We start from the raw sequence: 17,806 nt of genomic DNA, 5'->3' as shown, positions 1-17,806 counted from the left end.
CGGCCACCACCTTGGGAGTTTCAGCTTGTTGTTTGAGCGTCGCCGCCAGCGCAAGCATTCGTTGCGCGCGCAACATCACGGGGCGGTCGACCATCTTGCCGTCCACAGTGATCGCGCCCGCTCCGGCTTTGCTTGCCGCATCGGCCACACGCGCCGCCCATGCGAGCTCCTGCTCGCTCGGCCGATAGCAGCGGTGCACGGCCTCGATCTGCTTCGGATGAATGCAAAGCTTCGCGCCAAAGCCGAGCCGCTTGCCGTTCAGCGCATCGCGCTCGATGCGCTCGAGATCGTGGATATCGGGCGTGACGCCGTCGACGGGCGCCTCGATGCCGGCCACGCGCGAGATGAGCGCGAGCTGGCTCCGATAATGATTGAGCGGCTCGCCGTCGTCGGGCATGTCCATATCGGCGATGAAATCGAGCGTGCCGAACATCAGGCGCTTCACGAAAGGCGCCCTGGCGATGGCCATCGCGTTCCACATGCCCTGTGCGCTCTCGATCAGCGGATAGACAGGCACACGCCGCCGCGCGATGGCGACCACCGACGTGACGTCCTCGGCGCACTCGGCCTTGGGCAGCACGATGCCCGCTACGCCATCGAGTGCGCCTAGCCTCGCATCCTGTTCGAACCACGGCGTGGTGCGCGCATTGATGCGCACCAGCACCGGGTGGCAGCGCGACACCCAGCTCGCGATGGCCTCGCGCGCGGCATCCTTCGCCGAGGGCTCGACAGCATCTTCGAGATCGACGATGACCGCGTCCGCACCGCTGGACAGCGCCCGTTCGAAACGCTCGGGACGGCTGCCCGGCACGAACAGGTACGACTGCGGCGAGAACGCCGCCTGCGCGGCGTTCTCGCGCGAGGGCGCAAGGCCCGGCGCGACGTGCACGTCAGAGGCCATGCTCGAGCTCCGGCACGACCGTGAACAGATCGCCGACGAGGCCGTAGTCCGCGACGCTGAAGATCGGCGCTTCCTCGTCCTTGTTGATCGCCACGATCACCTTCGAGTCCTTCATGCCTGCGAGATGCTGGATTGCGCCCGAGATGCCCACCGCGATGTAGAGTTGCGGCGCGACGATCTTGCCGGTCTGCCCGACCTGGTAGTCGTTGGGGACGTAGCCCGCGTCGACTGCCGCGCGCGACGCGCCAAGCGCTGCGTTGAGCTTGTCGGCGAGCGGCTCCAGAACCTTCGTGTAGTTCTCGCCGCTACCGAGACCCCGGCCACCCGAGACGATGATCTTCGCGCTCGTGAGTTCGGGACGGTCGAGCTTCGTGACTTCACGGCTCAGGAATTGCGAAAGGCCGCCGCCTGCCGCCGCTTCGATCTTCTCCACCGCTGCGCTGCCGCCTTCGGCCGCGACAGCGTCGAAGCCGGTCGTACGTACAGTGATCACCTTGATGGGGTCTTGCGACTGCACCGTCGCGATTGCGTTGCCCGCATAGATCGGACGCTCGAACGTGTCCGGCGAATCCACTGCCGTGATGTCCGAGATCTGCGCAACGTCCAGCTTCGCAGCAATGCGTGGCGTGACGTTCTTGCCCGCTGCCGTCGACGGCGCGAGGATGTGCGTATAGTTCTTCGCGATCGAAAGGACCGTGGCCTCGACATTTTCGGCAAGACCCGCTTCAAGCTGCGGTGCGTCGGCCAGCAGCACCTTCGAAACGCCGGCGATCTTCGCCGCTGCGTCGGCAGCAGCCTCGGCATGGTGCCCCGCAATCAGCACATGCACGTCGCCGCCGATTCTCTGCGCAGCAGCCACGGTGTTCAGCGTCGCAGCCTTGACGGTTGCGTTGTCGTGTTCGGCAATAACCAGATTCGTCATGTTCAATCCACTCCCTTACAACACCTTGGCTTCGGTCTTCAGCTTCTCGATCAGCGTAGTCACGTCGGCGACCTTCACGCCCGCGCTGCGCCTGGGCGGCTCGGCAACCTTCAGGGTCTTCAGGCGCGGCGTGACATCGACACCAAGGTCTTCAGGCTTGATCGTCTCCAGCGGCTTCTTCTTGGCCTTCATGATGTTCGGCAGCGTGACGTAGCGCGGCTCGTTCAAACGAAGGTCGGTGGTCACCACGGCTGGCAATTGCAGGGACAGCGTTTCCGCGCCGCCATCGACTTCACGGGCAACCGTGGCGCGGGCATCTGCGATGGTGATCTTCGAAGCGAACGTCGCCTGCGGCAGACCCGCCAGCGCGGCGAGCATCTGGCCGGTCTGGTTCGAATCGTCGTCGATGGCTTGCTTGCCGAGGATGATCAGCGAAGGCTGCTCTTTATCGACCACGGCTTTCAGCAGTTTCGCCACGGCGAGCGGCTGTAAATCTTCATTCGATTCGATCAGCACGGCGCGATCCGCGCCGATCGCCAGCGCCGTACGCAGCGTTTCCTGCGCCTGCGTGACACCAGCAGACACGACGATGACTTCCGTCGCCACGCCCGCTTCTTTCAATCGCACGGCTTCTTCCACGGCGATTTCATCGAACGGATTCATCGAGAACTTCACATTGGCGATATCCACGCCCGTGCCATCGGACTTCACGCGAACTTTCACGTTGTAATCGACCACACGCTTAACCGGCACCACGATCTTCACTTTCGTCCCCTCCACTGTTTCATACGCGCTACTTGAGAACGCATTACACGTGGGATCGCGATGTACGACAACTATCGATTAACTCTGCCCGTCATAGTCCACGCCTATTGGTCGGTGAATGCGCCGCTGGGCCGCGGCGGCGCGAGTGCAATTTCACGCTGCGCATCGGTGCATTTACGCCGCTAATTGCGCCGCGCGACTATCCGGTGAACACACTTGCCCGACGATGCATTGACGGCTTCGCTGTCGAGCACGATAGCGGCCCCGTTCAAGCCGTCTCGCACGAGGTCGGCTTCGAATGCGGCATAGAGGCGTCCAGCGCCATCGCGTTGACTCTCGCCCTCCGAAACGCGCCAAGACAGATAGAGCACGCCGCCCGGCTTGAGGATATCGACGAGACGTGCGCACGCAGCGCTTATCTGCGGTACGGGAAGATGCATGATGACAGTCTCGCACAGCACGTTGTCGAATGCGCCGCGCGGCACGCCATCGAGTTCGGGTAGTGCGGCCTCCATGAACCGGAGATGCGGGTAATGCGCCGCTGCCTGTGCCAGCAGTCCCGTTGACGCGTCGTAGCCCATCGCAGGGTAGCCGTTGGCATCGAGCCATGCCACGTCGCGGCCCGCGCCGCAGCCGATGTCGGCCGTCTCGCCGCCGTCCACGAAGTGCTGCTTGAGCAGCGCATACATGTCGTCGGGCGCGGGCTGCGCCTGCCATTCTTCGGCATAGCGGCTCGCAGCGTTGGTATAGGTGTCGATGGTGGATTTATCCACGTGTGCCTCCGCAAATCGCCGCGCCCGATGCGTGATCAATGCGCGCCGAGTTCAAAATTGAAGCGCACAGGCCGTCCCAATGTGCTTGCGACCGGCGAAGCAGCCATGGCGGTGCGTACGAGGTCCGCTTGCACGCCGGACAGCGCCGCGCCGAATTGCGCAGCCACATCGAAGCGCGTTTCATGATCGCGCCGGTCGAGGCGCACTTCGACCGTGCATGCCCGCATCGCCACGCCTGCGCACTCGGCCGCCATCTCGATCGACATGCAGATGCACGCGGCAAGCGCACTTTCGAGCAATTCGTGCGGACGCATGCCCGTGTCGCCACCCCGTTGCGCCTTGCGCGTATCGGCCATGAGCCGCACGCGACCATTCGCGATCTCCACGCCATAGACGGCGCCCGTTCTCTTCGCCACGACCATGTCTGTCTCACGTCATATCGTAACGATCAGCGTACGCATGATGCGCGAAGAACAAAAGATGAGCAGATATTCTGGTGTCCGGATTACCAGCCTCATGCGCCCGCATGCGGGGCAAAGGCCGCTTGCGGACGTCGCTCGATGGAACGCTCAGGCAGCCGGTTCGTGGCAAACCACTTCGATATTGTGCCCGTCGTCGCTGACGCCGAATTTGACGTGGTCAAACACAGGTTTTCCTGAAGTATGTGTGGCTTGCTCGAAGCGCGAGCGTGGGCTGGGGGCCGAGTCCGCGCGGCAGCCCAATGCTCAGAGGAAAGCGAAGCAATGCACCACTTATCAGCATCGCCGATTGTTCTATCGCAGCAACGATTCGTTGTCGACAGATGGCTTTTTCGGGGAGACGCAAGAAAACACAATGCCTCCACTTGCGCAACATTGCGCGCACAAGACCCGGAGCCGCCATGACCACGATTCTGCAATTCCTGCGCAATATTGTGCGCCCAACTCCCCAAAAAACCGCCGTTACCACGATTCTACAAATCAATTCCGCCGCCCGCTCGCAAGGCGCGCAGTCGACGCTGCTCGCCGACGAATTGACGGCCAAGCTGCGAAACTCAAAGCCTGGCGCGAAGGTTCTCACGCGCAACCTGCAAGCCCAACCGCTGCCGCACCTCGACGACGCCGTGCTCGGCGCGTTCTTCACGCCGGCCGAGCAGCGCACGCCGGAGCAGCAGGCCATTGCCGCACGCAGCGACGCGCTGATCGCCGAGTTGCAAGCCGCCGACATCATCGTGATCGGCGCGCCGATGTACAACTTCGGCATCTCGTCGCAACTCAAGACCTACTTTGACTGGATCGCACGCGCAGGCGTCACCTTCCAGTACACGGCGAACGGCCCTGAAGGCCTCGTGAAGGGCAAGAAGGTGTTCGTGGTTTCGGCGCGCGGCGGCATCTATCAAGGCACGCCGAATGACAGCCAGACGCCGTACCTGACGTCGTTCCTCGGCTTCCTCGGCATGACCGACGTGAGCTTCATCTACGCCGAAGGCATGAATATGGGTCCGGAAGCAGCGAGCGCCGCGCTCGCGAGCGCCCGCGAGACCATCGCCGCCGCTGCGTAAGTCCACTTTGCGTGACTAGCAGGCTCCCGCGTGCTAGTCACGCAACGCGCGCCGCAAAATCTTGCCCGTCACGGTCTTCGGCAGTTCGTCGATGATCACGACGATGCGCGGATACTTGTACGCCGCCATGCGCGCCTTGCAATACGCAATGAGATCCTCGGGCGTGGCGCTCGCCTGCGGCCTGAGGCTCACCACGGCCTTCACCGTCTCGCCGCGATAGCTGTCCGGCACGCCCACCACCGCGGCCTCGCGCACGGCGGGATGCGTGTACAGCACGTCTTCCACTTCGCGCGGCCAGACCTTGTAGCCGCCCGCGTTGATCATGTCCTTCTTGCGATCGACGAGATAGAACCAGCCGCTCGCGTCCATGAAGCCCACGTCGCCGGTGCGAAAGTAGCCATCGACGATCGCCCTCGCGCTCTCCTGCGGCTTGTTCCAGTAGCCCGGCACGATCATCGGCCCGCGCGAAATGATCTCGCCCACTTCGCCCGGCGGCAGCGGCCGCCCTTCGTCGTCGCCGATATACGACTCCACGTTGAAGACCGGCACGCCGATCGACAGCGTGCCCGACGCGGGATCGACGCTCGCCTCGCGGCCAACCGGCACCATATGCGTGGGCGAGCTCGTTTCCGTGAGACCGTAGCCGTTGTGGATGTAGTGGCCGAAGCGCGCGCGGAACGCCTCGATCACGGTGGGCGGTATGGGTGCACCGCCCGAATAGATGCGCCGCAGCGAGGCGAAATGCGCGCGTGTCGCCAGCGGATGATTCATCAGCGCGATGAAGGCCGTGATGGCGCCGATCGTGAATTCGGGCTGGTGCTCCGCGATGGCGTCGAGCATCACGCCCGGCTCGAAGCGGAACGCGAGCACGAGCGGGGCCGCGCAGATGAAAGCGGCGCCTATGTGGCCCACGAGTCCGGTGATGTGGAAGAGCGGCGCGAGGCCGAGAATCGGCGCGCCCTCGCGCAAGCCAGTCCAGTCGCGATACACCTGTGCATTGAACGCGACGTTGCCGTGCGTGTTCATCGCGCCCTTGGGCACGCCAGTGGTGCCCGAGGTGTAGACGAGCATGGCGACGTCGTCGCTGCGCAAATCGATGGCGGGCGGCTTGCGCGAGCGAGAAGCGGCGATGACGGTGCCGAGGTCTTCGGCGTCGGGTTGGTTCGCCGTTGCCGCCATCGCCGCTGTCGCGTTCGGACGCGCCATGCCCGCGAAAAGCCGTTCGTCGTCGCGGTGCTGATAGTCGAGCGCCGAGGTGGTCATCACGATCGGCTTGATGCTCGCCTCGCCACTTGCGGCGCGTTCGGTCGCGAGGCGTGTCTCTTCGGCGAGCAAAGGCCGCACTACCTCGTCATGCAGCGATGCATGGCAGACCAGCACGCGCGCCCCGCAATCCGCCAGCAGCACCCGTAACTCGCGCGCGCGGTTCATCGGATTGATGGGCACCGCAATCGCCCCGATCTTCCACGCCGCCACGAGCGCAATCACGAACTGCGGCACGTTCTGCAGATAGATGGCGATGCGATCGCCGCGTGCGCAGCCGCGTTCGAGCCACGCGCAGGCCAGCGCGCTGGATTGGGCGTCGAGTTCGGCATAGCTGAGCGCGCCGTCGAAATAGAGCAGCGCTGCGCGCTGCGGCGCACGCTCGACGGCGGCGCGAAACAGGTTCAGCGCGTTGGCGTGGTCCTGCGAGATGGTCGCCGTATGGCCGGGCGCATAATGCGTCAGCCACGGTTTGCTTTGATAGGGCGTCATGTGCGCTCCGGCAGTCACGCCCCCGTGCGCTCGCGATGCAATGTGTGGATGAACAGAGCGCACACCCGGGCGAGAGCATAAATTGCACGAGCGTGCGCAAAAAAGCAACCGGAAAATCGGGCGAAGGAGGGGCGATGATTCGCGGTGCATAGGCACGTAGTCACCCCGGGCGCACCGTCCCGGTCGTGACGAGCAGCGCATAACGACATCGACGATACGCCCCGCCGTCGCGTCATCACGGCTTTCGGGCTTCGAGCGTCTGCGCGATGGCCAGCATGGCCCCGTGCAATGCATCCGCGCTTTCCAGCGGTGTGTGCGTGATCGCACCGCCCGAGGCGCTAGTCGGGCGCTGCGCCTGGTCAGGCTCGGACGAGAACTTGACGATCGTGAGGCGTGCGCGTGGATCAATAAGAATGGCCTGTCCGAAGCGGCCGCCGGCAGCGATCGATCCATCGCCGTCGTTGAGCTGGTACCAGTAATCGTGGTAGCTGTAGCCGGGGCGGCCAGGCGCAAGATTGCCACGCGCGAATGCCGCCGCGTTCTGCTCCGGTTTCAATGCAAGGCGAGTCGCCGCCGCTGGAAACGGTGCGATGTCACCCGCCTCACTCCTGCGCACCATCTCGCCGAAGCGCGCCGCGTCGCGCAGCGTGGTGTTCAAGCCGCCGCTGGCCATCTCCGTGCCCGTGCGATCGACGACAACGTCGCCGTCATCGCCGGCGATCTTTTGCCAGATCATGCGTGTGACCAGTTTGCTCCACGATTCGCCGGTGACGCGCCTTATCGCCCAAGCCACGGCTTCAGGCGAGCCGTTCTGGTAGTACCACACGCGCCCGTTGGCCACTTCGGGGGCTTTCTGCGCCACCTTGAGGAACCCATAAATGCTGTCGGGGGCGCCGCCTGGGCGAGGCACGATGCCGACGGCGCCAAAGAGACCCAGATCGGGCGGCAGGGCCGCGGGATAACGAATGGCCACCTCCATGTCGAGATTCTGCTGCAGTGTCGCGTCGCCGAACGGCGTCCCCGCCAGTTCCGGCACATAGGTCGAGAGCGGCGCGTCCGGGTCGAGCTTGGCCTCGGCGATCAACTGCGCTGCGACCAGCCCCGTTACCGATTTCGTCATCGACGCCCACGCATGCGTCTGATGTGGACCGTAGCCATCGAAATAACGCTCCATCACAACGCGCCCGTCGTGAACGACGATGAAGCCATCGGTGCGCGTGCGGCGCAGATAGTCCGCGAGCGTGAGCGTGGTGCCGTCTACCGTGAATTGCACCGCGTCGGGATCGAGCTTCGGACCATCGGGCAAGGGCAACGGGTCGCCCGCACGGTCTACATTGGCGGTGGGGATCAGCATGCGCGTGTTGCGCAACGACCAGCGAAGGTAGGGATAGCGTAGCGAATTTGCGCGGTTGGTGAGCGCGCCGTCGGGCGGCGGAAAGCCCTGCATGACGCTCGCTTCGGCGGCGGCGTCGGCGAACGTGCCGACGGTTTGCGCGCGCACGGCAATGGGCAGTGCCAGGCTGGCGCACAGCAATGCGGTGGCAAAAAGCGCGGGGGTCGAACGGGTTGCAGGATCGTTGCGTCGATTCATGAAAATGTGCTCCTCGAAATCGGTGTGGCCCGCGTCGTCTACAGCGACGCCCCGGAGACACGAATGCGGTTCTCTACATGAATGACGCCGTCCACCTGCCTCGCTGCGTCGGCGGCAAGCGGAATCTGCTCGCTGTCGGATACGGATCCGGAGAGCGTAATCTGGCCGTCGCGCGCCTTCACGAGAATGCGCGCGGCATTCAGCCCACGGGTGCGCGCCAGCCTGCTGGCTACGCGATGCGCGAGCTTCCTGTCGGCGGCCTTTGCCGACGACGGCGCGCTCGCGGCCGCCACGCTGCCCGTTGCTGCGCCCTGCGTTTGTGCGAAGGCGTGGGTCGTGAGCGTGAGGAGCATGGCCACGATAACCGTGCGCGGAATTCGATAAGAGGCGTTCATGCTGTTCAATGAGTCCATCAAAAGGGAAAAGGGAGAGACGGGGCCTAGAAACGCGTCATGACGCCAAGCGATACGCCGGTCGTCGATCGCGTACCGGCTGCCGTGCCGAGCGCGGCGATATTCGACGGATCGAAGCGGTACGCACCCGAAAAGCCGTTGTAGTCGGCTTCGGCATAGAGTTCGGTGCGCTTCGACAGGAGGTATTCCGCGATCGCGTAGGTGGTGAACTTGTGGCCGCTCGCGGACTGTGCATTGCCGAGGTGGCTGGCGATGTCGTCATAGAACGCCGCCGTGAACTGCAGCGACGCTGCCGGAACCCATACGACGCCCCCACCCGGAATGTGGTCGCGCCGGTTCGGCGCGGCGGCATTCGCCGCCGTCACCTCGAGGTCCGCGTAGCTCAGATAGAGGCGCGCGGGCCCGACCTGCAGGGAGCCACCGGTCTGGAACGTCTGCGCCCACTGCGTTGCCGTGGCGTTCCAGGTCTTCTGGTACGAGGCGCCGCCGAACGCCGGCCCCCACTGATACATCGCAGCGCCGGAATAGTTGGTGCCTGCCCGGGTGTTGCCCGCAACGCCGCCTGGCGAGTAGCTCGCACCGAAGCGAAAGCCGCCTGCCTGGCCGAGATATTTGATGGTGTTGTTGAACCGCGAATCGAGTGTGAAGTAGTTCGCGTCGAACACCACACCGGGTTCGATCGCGAGCGACTGCCCCTGGCCGCCGGCCGGATCGATCAGAATCGAGAAGTCTTCGTTGACGTTGAGCTGCCGGCCGAAGGTGAGCCGGCCGAAATCGCCTTTGAGCCCGACGAACGCCGCTTGCGAGAACAGCGTCCCTGCATTCTTCAACGCACCGGTGCCGCTGTTGAAAGCGCCTTCGAGCTTGAAGATCGCCTGAAGGTCGCCGCCCAGATCCTCCTTGCCGAAGAAACCGAACTGGTTGCCGGCGACGATGTTGTTGTTGAAGCCTACGGTAGCGCCACCCTTTTGCCCATTCGTCCAGCGCATGCCGCCTCCAATGTCACCATACAGCGTGACAGTCGATTGCGCGTAAGACGTGAGCGGAAGCACGCCGCCGATCAGGGTGGCCATCAAAATCCTTTTCATGTGTCTCCTTGATAGTTCTATATTTTGTTTGTATTACTAATTATCGATAGGGCGATGTCTCGCGAAGCGACACATCGAGCGCGGCTAACCGGGATCGGTGAGCGTCTGATTCACCCCGGTGTCCGACGTCGAGCCAGAGAGCCTGATGAACGATCGCTGCGGATCCAGACAAAACGCACAGAGCACGCCGCAGCCGAGTAATACGAAACCACACACGGAGCATGCGATTTCAAATCCCTGCGCCGTCGAGCCTCCGGCTTGATCGATGAGCATGCCCGTGACGACCGGCGCCGCGAGACCCGCGAGCGACGAGAATCCGTTGCTCAGCGCGAGGATGCCGCCTCGTTGCGAATCGGGTGTCACCTCGCCGAGCATCGCGGGTCCGACCGAGTACGTCACGAGCGTCATGCCGCTGCCGAGCGTGAGCAGCACGAACTTCGCGAGCGGCGCCAGGCCGGGCAGTGCGAGCGCCGAGATCAGCATCCCTGCGACGGCGAGCGTTGCCGCAACGAATGCCCCTCGACCGAGCCTCGAAGGCACGCCGCGCGCCAGCAGCCGCTGCGAGAGCGCCGCAAGCCCGAGGCTCAGCGGTGCCGTGATGGCGACGAACAAGGCGAACATGCGTCCGGCGGCATGCGCCTCGTAGCCCATGCCGAGCTGCAGCCACGTCGGAATCCAGGTCAGCGTCATGGCGAGAATCCAGTTCGCCGCAAAGTGCCCGGCGAAGGTGCCGAGCACGGTCCGGTCGGTCAGCAGCAGCGCATAGGGCACGCGTACCTGACGCTCGGCAGGCGCACGCGTGGTCAGGGCGCCTTCCGCACCGAAGGCAAGCCAGGCGACACACCAGAGCGCGCCAAGCGCCGCCAGCACCAAGAAGTTCGCGCGCCACCCCCAGTGCGCGCTGACGACCGGTATGCCGAGTCCCGCCACGAGCAGCCCGAGCGCGCTTCCCTGGTGGAGCACGGCAACCGGCAGATTGCGCTTCGCATCGGGAAACCACTTGTAGAGCGCATGCACGGCGACGGGCGAGGCGGGCCCTTCGCTCGCGCCAAGCAGCACGCGGCAGGCGAGGATGCTCCAGATCGATCCGGCAAGCAGCATCGGCAATTGCAGTGCGGTCCACGCCGCGGCCATTGCGAGTAGCAGCCATTTCGTCGACGCCCGGTTTGCCATCAGACCGCCGAGCACCGCCGAAATCGAGAACAGCCAGTTGAGGCTGCCGCCGATCACGCCGAACTGCGTCGACGTGAGATGAAGCTCCCGCATCATCGGTACCGAGACGAGTCCCAGTACGACCTTGTCCAGGAAATTCACGAGCATCATCAGGGCGAGCATAGCCGCGATGGACCATGCGCGAACCGGGCTGTACGAGGGGGCGTCGATTTTCGCCGTATCTGTCACCGTATCTGTCTCCGTGATTGTCGTTCTGGCCGAACCTTATCTTTCGTGCTCGCCGAGCATCGGAACGTTGTCGTCGCCGTCGGGCAGCCCGAGTGAGAACTTCACCGGAAAGCGACATGCGACGGTCTGGTCGGCGGCGACCTCGCGCACCATGCCGCGCGCCTGCACATGGGGGTCCGCGAACAGCTCGTGCGCGTCGAGCACGGGCGAGACGGGCAGGTCGAAGCGTTGCAGCGTCGCGATCCATTGCGCAAGCGAACGCGTCGCGAAGATGCGCGCGAGCAGCGTGTTGACCTCCAGCTTGTGCCGCAGCCGCCCGGCGCGCGTCGCGAAGCGCTCGTCCATCAGCGCGGGAAAGTCGGCGCCGATGGCCTCGCGCAGATTCAGCCAGAACTTGTTCTCGAGAATGCCGACCGCGAGATGGCGGCCATCGCGCGTTTCGAAGAGATCGTTCTCCGGCATCACGCCCGGGGAGTCCAGCGGATGGTCGACGTATTCGCGCGACGCCCACGCGGCGGGTGTGGTCCACGCCATCACGCAGTCGTGAATCGAGACGTCGAGATGCTGGCCGCGCCCGCTCGCCCGGGCGCTCAGAATGGCCGCGGTGAGCGCGAGCGCGGCATGGCTCGACGCCGCATAGTCGGCGATCCGGATGCGCGGCCGCGTCACGCGGTCGTTGACCTGAACCGGAACCGACCAGAAGCCACCCAGCGCCAGGTAGTTCAGGTCGTGGCCCGGCGCGTGCGCGTAGGGGCCGCTCTGCCCGAAGCCCGAGATCGAGCACATGACGAGGCGCGGGTTCACCGCGGCGAGCGTCGCATAGTCGAGCCCGAGCCGCGCCATGACGCCGGGCCGGAAGCCCTCGACCAGCGCATCGGCTTCGCGGATCAGTTCGATGAACGCTTGCTTGCCGTCCGGTGTTTTCAGGTCGAGCGCCACCGAGCGCTTGCCGCGATTGAGCTGCGCGAACAGGACGGGGCTGAGCGCGCGTGTCGGGTCGCCGGCACCCGGGGGTTCGACCTTGACGACGTCGGCGCCGAGTTGCTTGAGCAATGATGTCGCGTGGGGTCCCGGCAGTAGCTGGCTCACGTCGACAATCGTGACGTCTTTCAGGCAGGACCACTGCGGTTTGGTTTGCGCCATGGCTTGAGTCTCCTTATGCCGGTGTTGCCGGTTCAGCTCGTCGCCTGGGCGGGCTCGAGGATGGCGCGGGCGATCGTGTTGCGCTGGATTTCGCTCGTGCCGGTGAAGACGCGGAACATGCGCAGCTTGCGGAACGTCTGCTCGATCGGATGGTGGCGCGTGACGCCCACGTTGCCGTGGATCTGCACCGCCTTGTCGGCCACTTCGAAGCAGCGCTCCGAGACGAACAACTTGCAGGCCGCCGCCTTGGCGCGCAGATCGGCGCCGGCATCGGCCAGCATCGCGGTCTGGGCGATCATGCTCTCGCAGGCCCAGAGCGCGGCGGCCATGTCGGCGAGCATGTGCTGGATCGCCTGGAAGCGCGCGATCGGGCCGCCGAACTGGCGGCGCGCGCGGGCGTAGTCCAGCGAGGCCTCGTAGGCCGAGGTCGCGAGCCCGAGCATCGTCGGGCAATGCAGCAGGCGGTTCACGTTGATGCGCGACATGCCGAGCCGGAAGCCGTTGCCCTTGCCGCCGAAAACGTTCGCAAGCGGCACGCGCACGCGGTCGAAGCGGATATCCGCATCGATGTGCTGGCCCGACATCGGCACGTAGCGCTGCTCGACCGTCACACCTGGCAGATCGAGGTCGACGAGAACGGCCGTGATCTCGGGCGGGCTCGTGCTTGCATCGGTCACGCACATCAGAATCGCAAAATCGGCGAACGGTGCGCCGCTGATGTAATGCTTCACGCCGTTGATCACGAGTGCGTCGCCATCCTGGACGGCCGTGGTCGAGATGCTCTGTGCATCGGAGCCCGAATGCGGTTCGGTCAGCGCAAAGCAGGTCGACTTCTCGCCGCGAATGACCGGCTTGAAATACCGCTCGAGCTGTTCGGGCGTTGCGTATTTCAGCATGTTGCCGACGCGCGGCGGGCCGCCCAGGTCGCCCAGCACATGCGGGGCGAGCGCCGATCCTGAAGCGGCGAGGTCGGCCTTGAGCGCGCATTGCTCGAGGATCGAGAGCCCCTTGCCGCCAAGCGCAACCGGCAGGCAGGCCGCGTAGTAGCCGAGTTCGGCCGAGCGCCGCCACACCCGCTGCAGCGTTTCTTTCGGCCAGACATCCTCGCTGCCGAGACCGAGCTCGCGCTCCATCGGCAGCAGTTCATCGGTGATGAAGCGGCGGATGCCTTCGCGCGTTTCCATCAACGCGGGCCCGTTCAGGTGGTCGAACATAAGTTTTCCTGTGAATTCAGTTGACGCGGCGCGCGGCGCCTTGCCAGTACTGCTCGCGCACGAGCTTGCGGGCGATCTTGCCGCTCGCGTTCTTGGGCAGCCCTGCCGCGAAGGCGACCGAGCGTGGCAGCTTGTAGTCGGCGAGCTGCGCGCGGCAGTGCGCGGCGAGCGCCTCGGCCGTCGCCTCGCGCCCCGGCTTGAGCACGACCACGGCCTTGACGGCTTCGCCCCACTTGTCGTCGGGCACGCCGATCACGCAGGCTTCGAGCACGTCCGGGTGACGGTAGAGCGTCGCTTCGACCTCGGTCGGATAGACGTTGAAGCCGCCCGAGATGATCATGTCCTTGCGGCGATCGACCAGATAGATGAAGCCCTCTTCGTCGACGCGCGCCAGATCGCCGGTACGCAGCCAGCCGTCGACGAGCGCCTCGGCCGTCAGTTCGGGCGCGCCCCAGTAGCCGCGGAAGACGTCGTCGCCGCGAATCACGATTTCACCGATCGTCTCGCCGTTCACCTCGCGCCCCTGTTCGTCGACGACACAGACCTCGGTTTCGCCGAGCGGCCGTCCGCACGAAGCGAGCCGCGCGGGACGATTCGCGAGCGCGTCGGCGTGATCGGCGATGGACAGGCGCGTCACGCCCGACGTCGATTCGCTCGCGCCATAGCCTTGCGAGAGCACCGGGCCAATGCGCGCCCACGCTTCTTCGATGCGCGCGGGCGCCATCGGCGCCGCGCCGTAGCCGAGCATCTTCAGGCTGCGCAGATCGGCGTGGTCGAGCGCGGATTCGCCGAGCAGCATGTTGATCATGGCCGGCACCATGAAGGCATGCGTGATGGACAGGCGCGAGATATCGGCGATGAAGCGGGCCGGCTCGAACGCATCGAAGAGCACGAGCGTCGCGCCGTTGAACAGATAGGGCTGCATGAGCATGCCCGAGGCGTGCGTGACCGGGCCGATCAACGCGAGGCGGTCGCCCGGGCGCGCCGGCCGGTCCATGCCGAGGACGATCTTGCGCAACGACGCAAGGCGGTTGCCGTAGGTCTGCATGGCGGCCTTGATTCGTCCGGTCGACCCCGACGAAAAGTGCAGCACGGCCAGGTCGTCCGCCTGCGGGCGATAGTCGGGCGCGTGCGGACTCGCGCGTTCGATCAGCGTCTCGTAGCTGGCATACCCGGGGGCGTCGCCCATGATCGAGATGAACGTCTCGATCGAGGCGAAACCGGCCGATGCCCGCGTGTAGGCGGTATAGCCCGGGCCCGCGATCAGGACGCGCGGCGTGCAGTTCTCGACGACATCGGCAGCCTCATGCGCCGTGAAGCGCGGGTTCAGCGCAGCCTTGACGAGCCCGGCCTTGTAGAGCGCGCATTCGATTTCGACCAGCTCCGTGCAGTTGCGTGATTGCACGGCGACGCGGTCGCCTTTTGCGAGGCCCAGTCCCAGCAGGGCATTGGCGAGGCGCGTCGAGCGCTCCTCGAGTTGGCGAAAGCTCAGATGCCGGTCGTGGTGGATGACCGCCGTGCGGTCGCCCCAGTAGCGCGCGGCGCGGCGCAGAAAGTAGGCAAAGCTCAATGCAGTGTCTCCTGGTTCATCGGTCTGACCGTAGTCTGTAAGATATGAGGCATCACCTCAATGCCGCACCTGGCATAGGTGCATAACCAATGGGAATGACCTTGGAAACACGCGACCTCGACTATCTGCTGGCCGTGCAGGAGCACGGTGGCATCGGCAAGGCGGCGGAAGCGCTCGGCATGAGCCAGCCGGCGCTCACGAAGGCGCTGCGGCGCGTGGAAGAGCAGGCGGGCTTGCCGCTTTTCGAACGCACGGTGAATGGCGTCACGCCGACGCCTGCCGGCACGCTCTTTCTTGCACGCGCGCGGCGTATCGCGCTTGAATACGACGACGCGCTAAAGGAGATGGAAGCGCTGCGCAGCGGCGAGCAGGGCCTGCTGCGGATCGGCTATTCGCCGACCGTGCCGGGCTCGCTCGTGCTCGGCGCATGCCAGCAGCTGATGATCGAGCGGCCCGCGGCGAAGCTACGGTTACGCCGGCGGCTCGCGCGCGATCTCGGCGCACTGCTGTTCGCGGGCGAGCTGGACTTGATCGTCGCGCCACAACTGGACAGCGCCGATGGCACCTGCGAGTTCGTCGAGCTCTTTCACGACAGCCTCGTCGTGCTGGCCGACGAGGGCCATCGGCTGCATCGCAAGCGCGGCCTCACGCTGGCCGACCTCGCCGAGGAGCAGTGGCTGCTGCCCGCGCCGCACATCCGGATTCGTCAGCAGGTCGACGAGGCGTTCCGGCAGCGCGGCCTCGCGGGGCCGAAGCTGCGCGTCGAGACGGACTTCGGGAGCCACTCGCTGCTTCACCTGCTGCGCGGCACGACGATGCTCTGCGTGGCCGGAACCGAGTCGCTGGGGACGCTGCGGGGCTTGCGCGCATTGCGGCTCGACACCGAGCAACTCGACTTGCGCCGGCAAGTGGGCATGACATACCGGGCGGGCGCCTGGCTGTCACCGCTTGCTCAGCGCCTGATCGCGGTGTTGCGGGAGCGGATGGGATGAGGGGGGTGGAATGCCGGGACGCAGCGAATGAAAGGCAGCGTTGCTAGCCGCCCTGCTTCCTGCCGAGATACGCAGCAACCGCGTGCGTGACCGCGATGCCGCCCAACTCCTGCGGCGACGCCAGATGCGCGGCAACAATCTCCCGATTATCGAGCCGCAACTCAGGCAGGCGATCGAGGTGCAGCTCGAAGAAATGCACGCGGTCCTGTCGCCCGTCCCAGGTCCCAAACGCGCTGCCAGCGGGGACCAATGTGTACGACGAGAAACCAATCTCCTCATCCATTTCTCGCCGCGCCGCTGCCTCCGGCGCCTCACCGGGCCGGACACTGCCGCCTGGAAAATTCCACTCGGCCCGGTATGACGACTTCAACAGCAACAGCGCCTGCCCGACATAGATTGCGACTAGCGCGCCCTCATGGTGAGGCCGTCGAAGCCGCCACCAGACGCGAGCAAGCGGAAACGCGAGGCGAAGCGCTACGCGCCACACAGCGTCAATAAGCATAGCCAGCCGCGTACGCTCAAGACTCGGCATGAGATCTCCCGTCTAGTTTCACGATCAAAGTATCTTCCGGCTCGTACGCGTTCGTGTGACGAAGCCCATCGTTCAAACCGAGGCGCCGCGCGCCACAGACTGCGCATCACCCGCCCCGGCCCGATCAACCTCCGGACTCCGAACCAACGCACTGCCGCCTCCAGCACACGCTTCCCTCACCCGCTCGCGCAGCCACCGGTTGCCGGGCTCGTTGCCGGTCCGTTCGTGCCAATAGAGATTCAGGCTCACGGGCGGCAGATCGAGCGGCATCGGCAGGACGCGGTTGCCGAGCGGCGCATTGATGAGCCGCGCATAGCGGTCCACCATCGTCAGCAGCAGATCGCTCTGCGCGGCCACGAGGCTCGCCGCCAGGTAGTGCTGGCAGCGGTGCACCACGTTGCGCGAAAGCCCCACGCGGTCGAGCGCGAGATCCTCCACCGAGATGCCGCGCCGCCGCGACGTGACCGCGATGTGCTGCGCGTCGAGGTAGCGCTGCGCCGTGAGCTCGCCGCGAAACTGCGGCCCCACCACCACGCACAGCGGCTCGCTCAGGAGCTGGCATTGGTGCAGCTCCGCATCGGCGGGCCGGGCGATCTCGATGGCGAGGTCGACCTGCCCCGCCGCCATTTCAAGCTTGAGTTCGGCCCAGCGCACGCCGCCGCTGCGCACCCGCGCCAGCGGCGCCCGCGCGCGCAGATCGGCGACGATGGCGGGCAGCAGCATCGGCTCCAGTTGCTCGGGCATGCTCAGCGTGAAGCAGCGGGCGTCGCGGCCGGGATCGAATTCGCGCAGGCGACCCACGCTGTCCTGCAGCAGGCCCAGCGCTTCGGTAATCGCGGGGGCGAGCCGCCGCGCCTCGGGCGTAGGCGCCACGCCGCGGCCCTCTCGCACGAACAGCGGGTCGCCGATCTGCTCGCGCAGGCGCGCGAGCGCATGGCTGATCGCCGACTGGCTCAGGTGCAGGATGGCCGCCGCGCGCGTGAGATTGCGTTCGCGGTAGACCGCCTCGAAGACCCGGAAGAGGTTCAGATCGATGCGGTCCGCAGCGGGCCATTCATGCTGTCTGTTCATGTCGCCTGCCCTTGTCGTGGTCGTACCTGGTCGTGTCTCGTGGGGCCGCCGGTGTCCTTGCGCGCCGCCCGGTTGCATAAAGAGGCACACAGGCACGGCATCGCACCGGCGGGCGGAGCAAACGCGGAACGAAAT

At 65.5% G+C, this 17,806-nt stretch carries 17 protein-coding genes; 2 read left to right on the top strand and 15 right to left on the bottom strand.

The genetic code is table 11. The features are described from left to right. The 5 genes from BO1_RS52680 to BO1_RS25030 form a co-directional block, all read right to left on the bottom strand. Positions 1–901: HpcH/HpaI aldolase/citrate lyase family protein (locus BO1_RS52680; protein ID WP_063744712.1), on the bottom strand; the 901-nt coding region annotated here is incomplete at its 3' end. Beyond that, on the bottom strand, positions 891–1,823 hold the full coding sequence (locus BO1_RS25045; RefSeq protein WP_028219893.1) for an electron transfer flavoprotein subunit alpha/FixB family protein: 933 nt from the start codon (positions 1,821–1,823) through the stop codon (positions 891–893). The genes BO1_RS52680 and BO1_RS25045, both read right to left, overlap by 11 nt. Before the next feature lie 15 nt (positions 1,824–1,838). Next, positions 1,839–2,588: an electron transfer flavoprotein subunit beta/FixA family protein gene (locus tag BO1_RS25040; protein ID WP_028219892.1), complete on the bottom strand. Its 750-nt coding sequence runs from the start codon at positions 2,586–2,588 to the stop codon at positions 1,839–1,841. 182 nt (positions 2,589–2,770) lie between these two features. Next, positions 2,771–3,361 carry a class I SAM-dependent methyltransferase gene (locus BO1_RS25035; RefSeq protein WP_028219891.1) on the bottom strand — a complete coding sequence of 197 codons (591 nt, stop codon included), beginning with the start codon at positions 3,359–3,361 and terminating at the stop codon, positions 2,771–2,773. 35 nt (positions 3,362–3,396) lie between these two features. Continuing rightward, on the bottom strand, positions 3,397–3,783 hold the full coding sequence (locus BO1_RS25030; protein WP_028219890.1) for an OsmC family protein: 387 nt from the start codon (positions 3,781–3,783) through the stop codon (positions 3,397–3,399). 458 nt (positions 3,784–4,241) lie between these two features. On the opposite strand from BO1_RS25030, the gene BO1_RS25025 reads away from it, so the two are divergent. Beyond that, a complete protein-coding gene (locus BO1_RS25025; RefSeq protein ID WP_043286370.1) occupies positions 4,242–4,901 on the top strand; it encodes an FMN-dependent NADH-azoreductase in 660 nt (219 codons plus the stop codon). A gap of 33 nt (positions 4,902–4,934) precedes the next feature. Here BO1_RS25025 and BO1_RS25020 read toward each other — a convergent pair whose 3' ends face one another. From BO1_RS25020 to BO1_RS24985, 8 genes are all read right to left on the bottom strand, one after another. Then, positions 4,935–6,656: a class I adenylate-forming enzyme family protein gene (locus BO1_RS25020; RefSeq protein ID WP_028219888.1), complete on the bottom strand. Its 1,722-nt coding sequence runs from the start codon at positions 6,654–6,656 to the stop codon at positions 4,935–4,937. A gap of 235 nt (positions 6,657–6,891) precedes the next feature. Continuing rightward, positions 6,892–8,247, bottom strand: a complete 1,356-nt coding sequence (locus BO1_RS25015; protein ID WP_043286367.1) for a serine hydrolase domain-containing protein — start codon at positions 8,245–8,247, stop codon at positions 6,892–6,894. A 38-nt stretch (positions 8,248–8,285) separates the two neighbouring features. Continuing rightward, a complete protein-coding gene (locus tag BO1_RS25010) occupies positions 8,286–8,642 on the bottom strand; it encodes a BON domain-containing protein (protein ID WP_028219886.1) in 357 nt (118 codons plus the stop codon). Between the two features lie 44 nt (positions 8,643–8,686). Next, a complete protein-coding gene (locus BO1_RS25005; protein WP_028219885.1) occupies positions 8,687–9,748 on the bottom strand; it encodes a porin in 1,062 nt (353 codons plus the stop codon). A gap of 84 nt (positions 9,749–9,832) precedes the next feature. Continuing rightward, on the bottom strand, positions 9,833–11,149 hold the full coding sequence (locus BO1_RS25000; RefSeq protein ID WP_245643899.1) for an MFS transporter: 1,317 nt from the start codon (positions 11,147–11,149) through the stop codon (positions 9,833–9,835). 36 nt (positions 11,150–11,185) lie between these two features. After that, complete coding sequence (locus tag BO1_RS24995; protein ID WP_043286362.1) at positions 11,186–12,292, bottom strand: CaiB/BaiF CoA transferase family protein; 1,107 nt, start codon at positions 12,290–12,292, stop codon at positions 11,186–11,188. A gap of 32 nt (positions 12,293–12,324) precedes the next feature. Then, a complete protein-coding gene (locus tag BO1_RS24990) occupies positions 12,325–13,506 on the bottom strand; it encodes an acyl-CoA dehydrogenase family protein (protein WP_028219882.1) in 1,182 nt (393 codons plus the stop codon). Positions 13,507–13,522: 16 nt separating this feature from the next. Next, a complete protein-coding gene (locus BO1_RS24985; RefSeq protein ID WP_028219881.1) occupies positions 13,523–15,076 on the bottom strand; it encodes an AMP-binding protein in 1,554 nt (517 codons plus the stop codon). A gap of 101 nt (positions 15,077–15,177) precedes the next feature. Here BO1_RS24985 and BO1_RS24980 point away from each other — a divergent pair, with 101 nt between their 5' ends. Continuing rightward, the gene (locus tag BO1_RS24980; RefSeq protein ID WP_028219880.1) at positions 15,178–16,068 is read left to right on the top strand and encodes a LysR family transcriptional regulator; all 891 of its coding nucleotides are present in this window, start codon (positions 15,178–15,180) and stop codon (positions 16,066–16,068) included. A gap of 43 nt (positions 16,069–16,111) precedes the next feature. On the opposite strand, the gene BO1_RS24975 is transcribed toward BO1_RS24980, so the two are convergent. Together BO1_RS24975 and BO1_RS52675 are read right to left on the bottom strand one after the other, a co-directional pair. After that, positions 16,112–16,600, bottom strand: a complete 489-nt coding sequence (locus tag BO1_RS24975; RefSeq protein ID WP_028219879.1) for an NUDIX domain-containing protein — start codon at positions 16,598–16,600, stop codon at positions 16,112–16,114. A 72-nt stretch (positions 16,601–16,672) separates the two neighbouring features. After that, entirely contained in the window at positions 16,673–17,671 is a 999-nt protein-coding gene (locus BO1_RS52675) for a LysR family transcriptional regulator (protein WP_084688177.1), read from the bottom strand. Positions 17,672–17,806: the final 135 nt, after the last annotated feature.

Origin of the sequence: Paraburkholderia oxyphila NBRC 105797, assembly GCF_000685075.1 — a bacterium.
In the GTDB taxonomy this organism is placed as follows: Bacteria; Pseudomonadota; Gammaproteobacteria; order Burkholderiales; family Burkholderiaceae; genus Paraburkholderia; species Paraburkholderia oxyphila.
Note: the sequence above shows the minus strand (reverse complement) of the source record. Positions and strands in the feature narration are given on the sequence as shown.

Excerpts from the sequence above, each read along its gene's own strand:
- BO1_RS25045 (WP_028219893.1), bottom strand. The coding sequence starts at position 1,823 with ATGACGAATCTGGTTATTGCCGAACACGACAACGCAACCGTCAAGGCT.
- BO1_RS25030 (WP_028219890.1), bottom strand. The coding sequence starts at position 3,783 with ATGGTCGTGGCGAAGAGAACGGGCGCCGTCTATGGCGTGGAGATCGCG.
- BO1_RS25025 (WP_043286370.1), top strand. The coding sequence starts at position 4,242 with ATGACCACGATTCTGCAATTCCTGCGCAATATTGTGCGCCCAACTCCC.
- BO1_RS25020 (WP_028219888.1), bottom strand. The coding sequence starts at position 6,656 with ATGACGCCCTATCAAAGCAAACCGTGGCTGACGCATTATGCGCCCGGC.
- BO1_RS25015 (WP_043286367.1), bottom strand. The coding sequence starts at position 8,247 with ATGAATCGACGCAACGATCCTGCAACCCGTTCGACCCCCGCGCTTTTT.
- BO1_RS25010 (WP_028219886.1), bottom strand. The coding sequence starts at position 8,642 with ATGAACGCCTCTTATCGAATTCCGCGCACGGTTATCGTGGCCATGCTC.
- BO1_RS25005 (WP_028219885.1), bottom strand. The coding sequence starts at position 9,748 with ATGAAAAGGATTTTGATGGCCACCCTGATCGGCGGCGTGCTTCCGCTC.
- BO1_RS24995 (WP_043286362.1), bottom strand. The coding sequence starts at position 12,292 with ATGGCGCAAACCAAACCGCAGTGGTCCTGCCTGAAAGACGTCACGATT.
- BO1_RS24990 (WP_028219882.1), bottom strand. The coding sequence starts at position 13,506 with ATGTTCGACCACCTGAACGGGCCCGCGTTGATGGAAACGCGCGAAGGC.
- BO1_RS24975 (WP_028219879.1), bottom strand. The coding sequence starts at position 16,600 with ATGCCGAGTCTTGAGCGTACGCGGCTGGCTATGCTTATTGACGCTGTG.
- BO1_RS52675 (WP_084688177.1), bottom strand. The coding sequence starts at position 17,671 with ATGAACAGACAGCATGAATGGCCCGCTGCGGACCGCATCGATCTGAAC.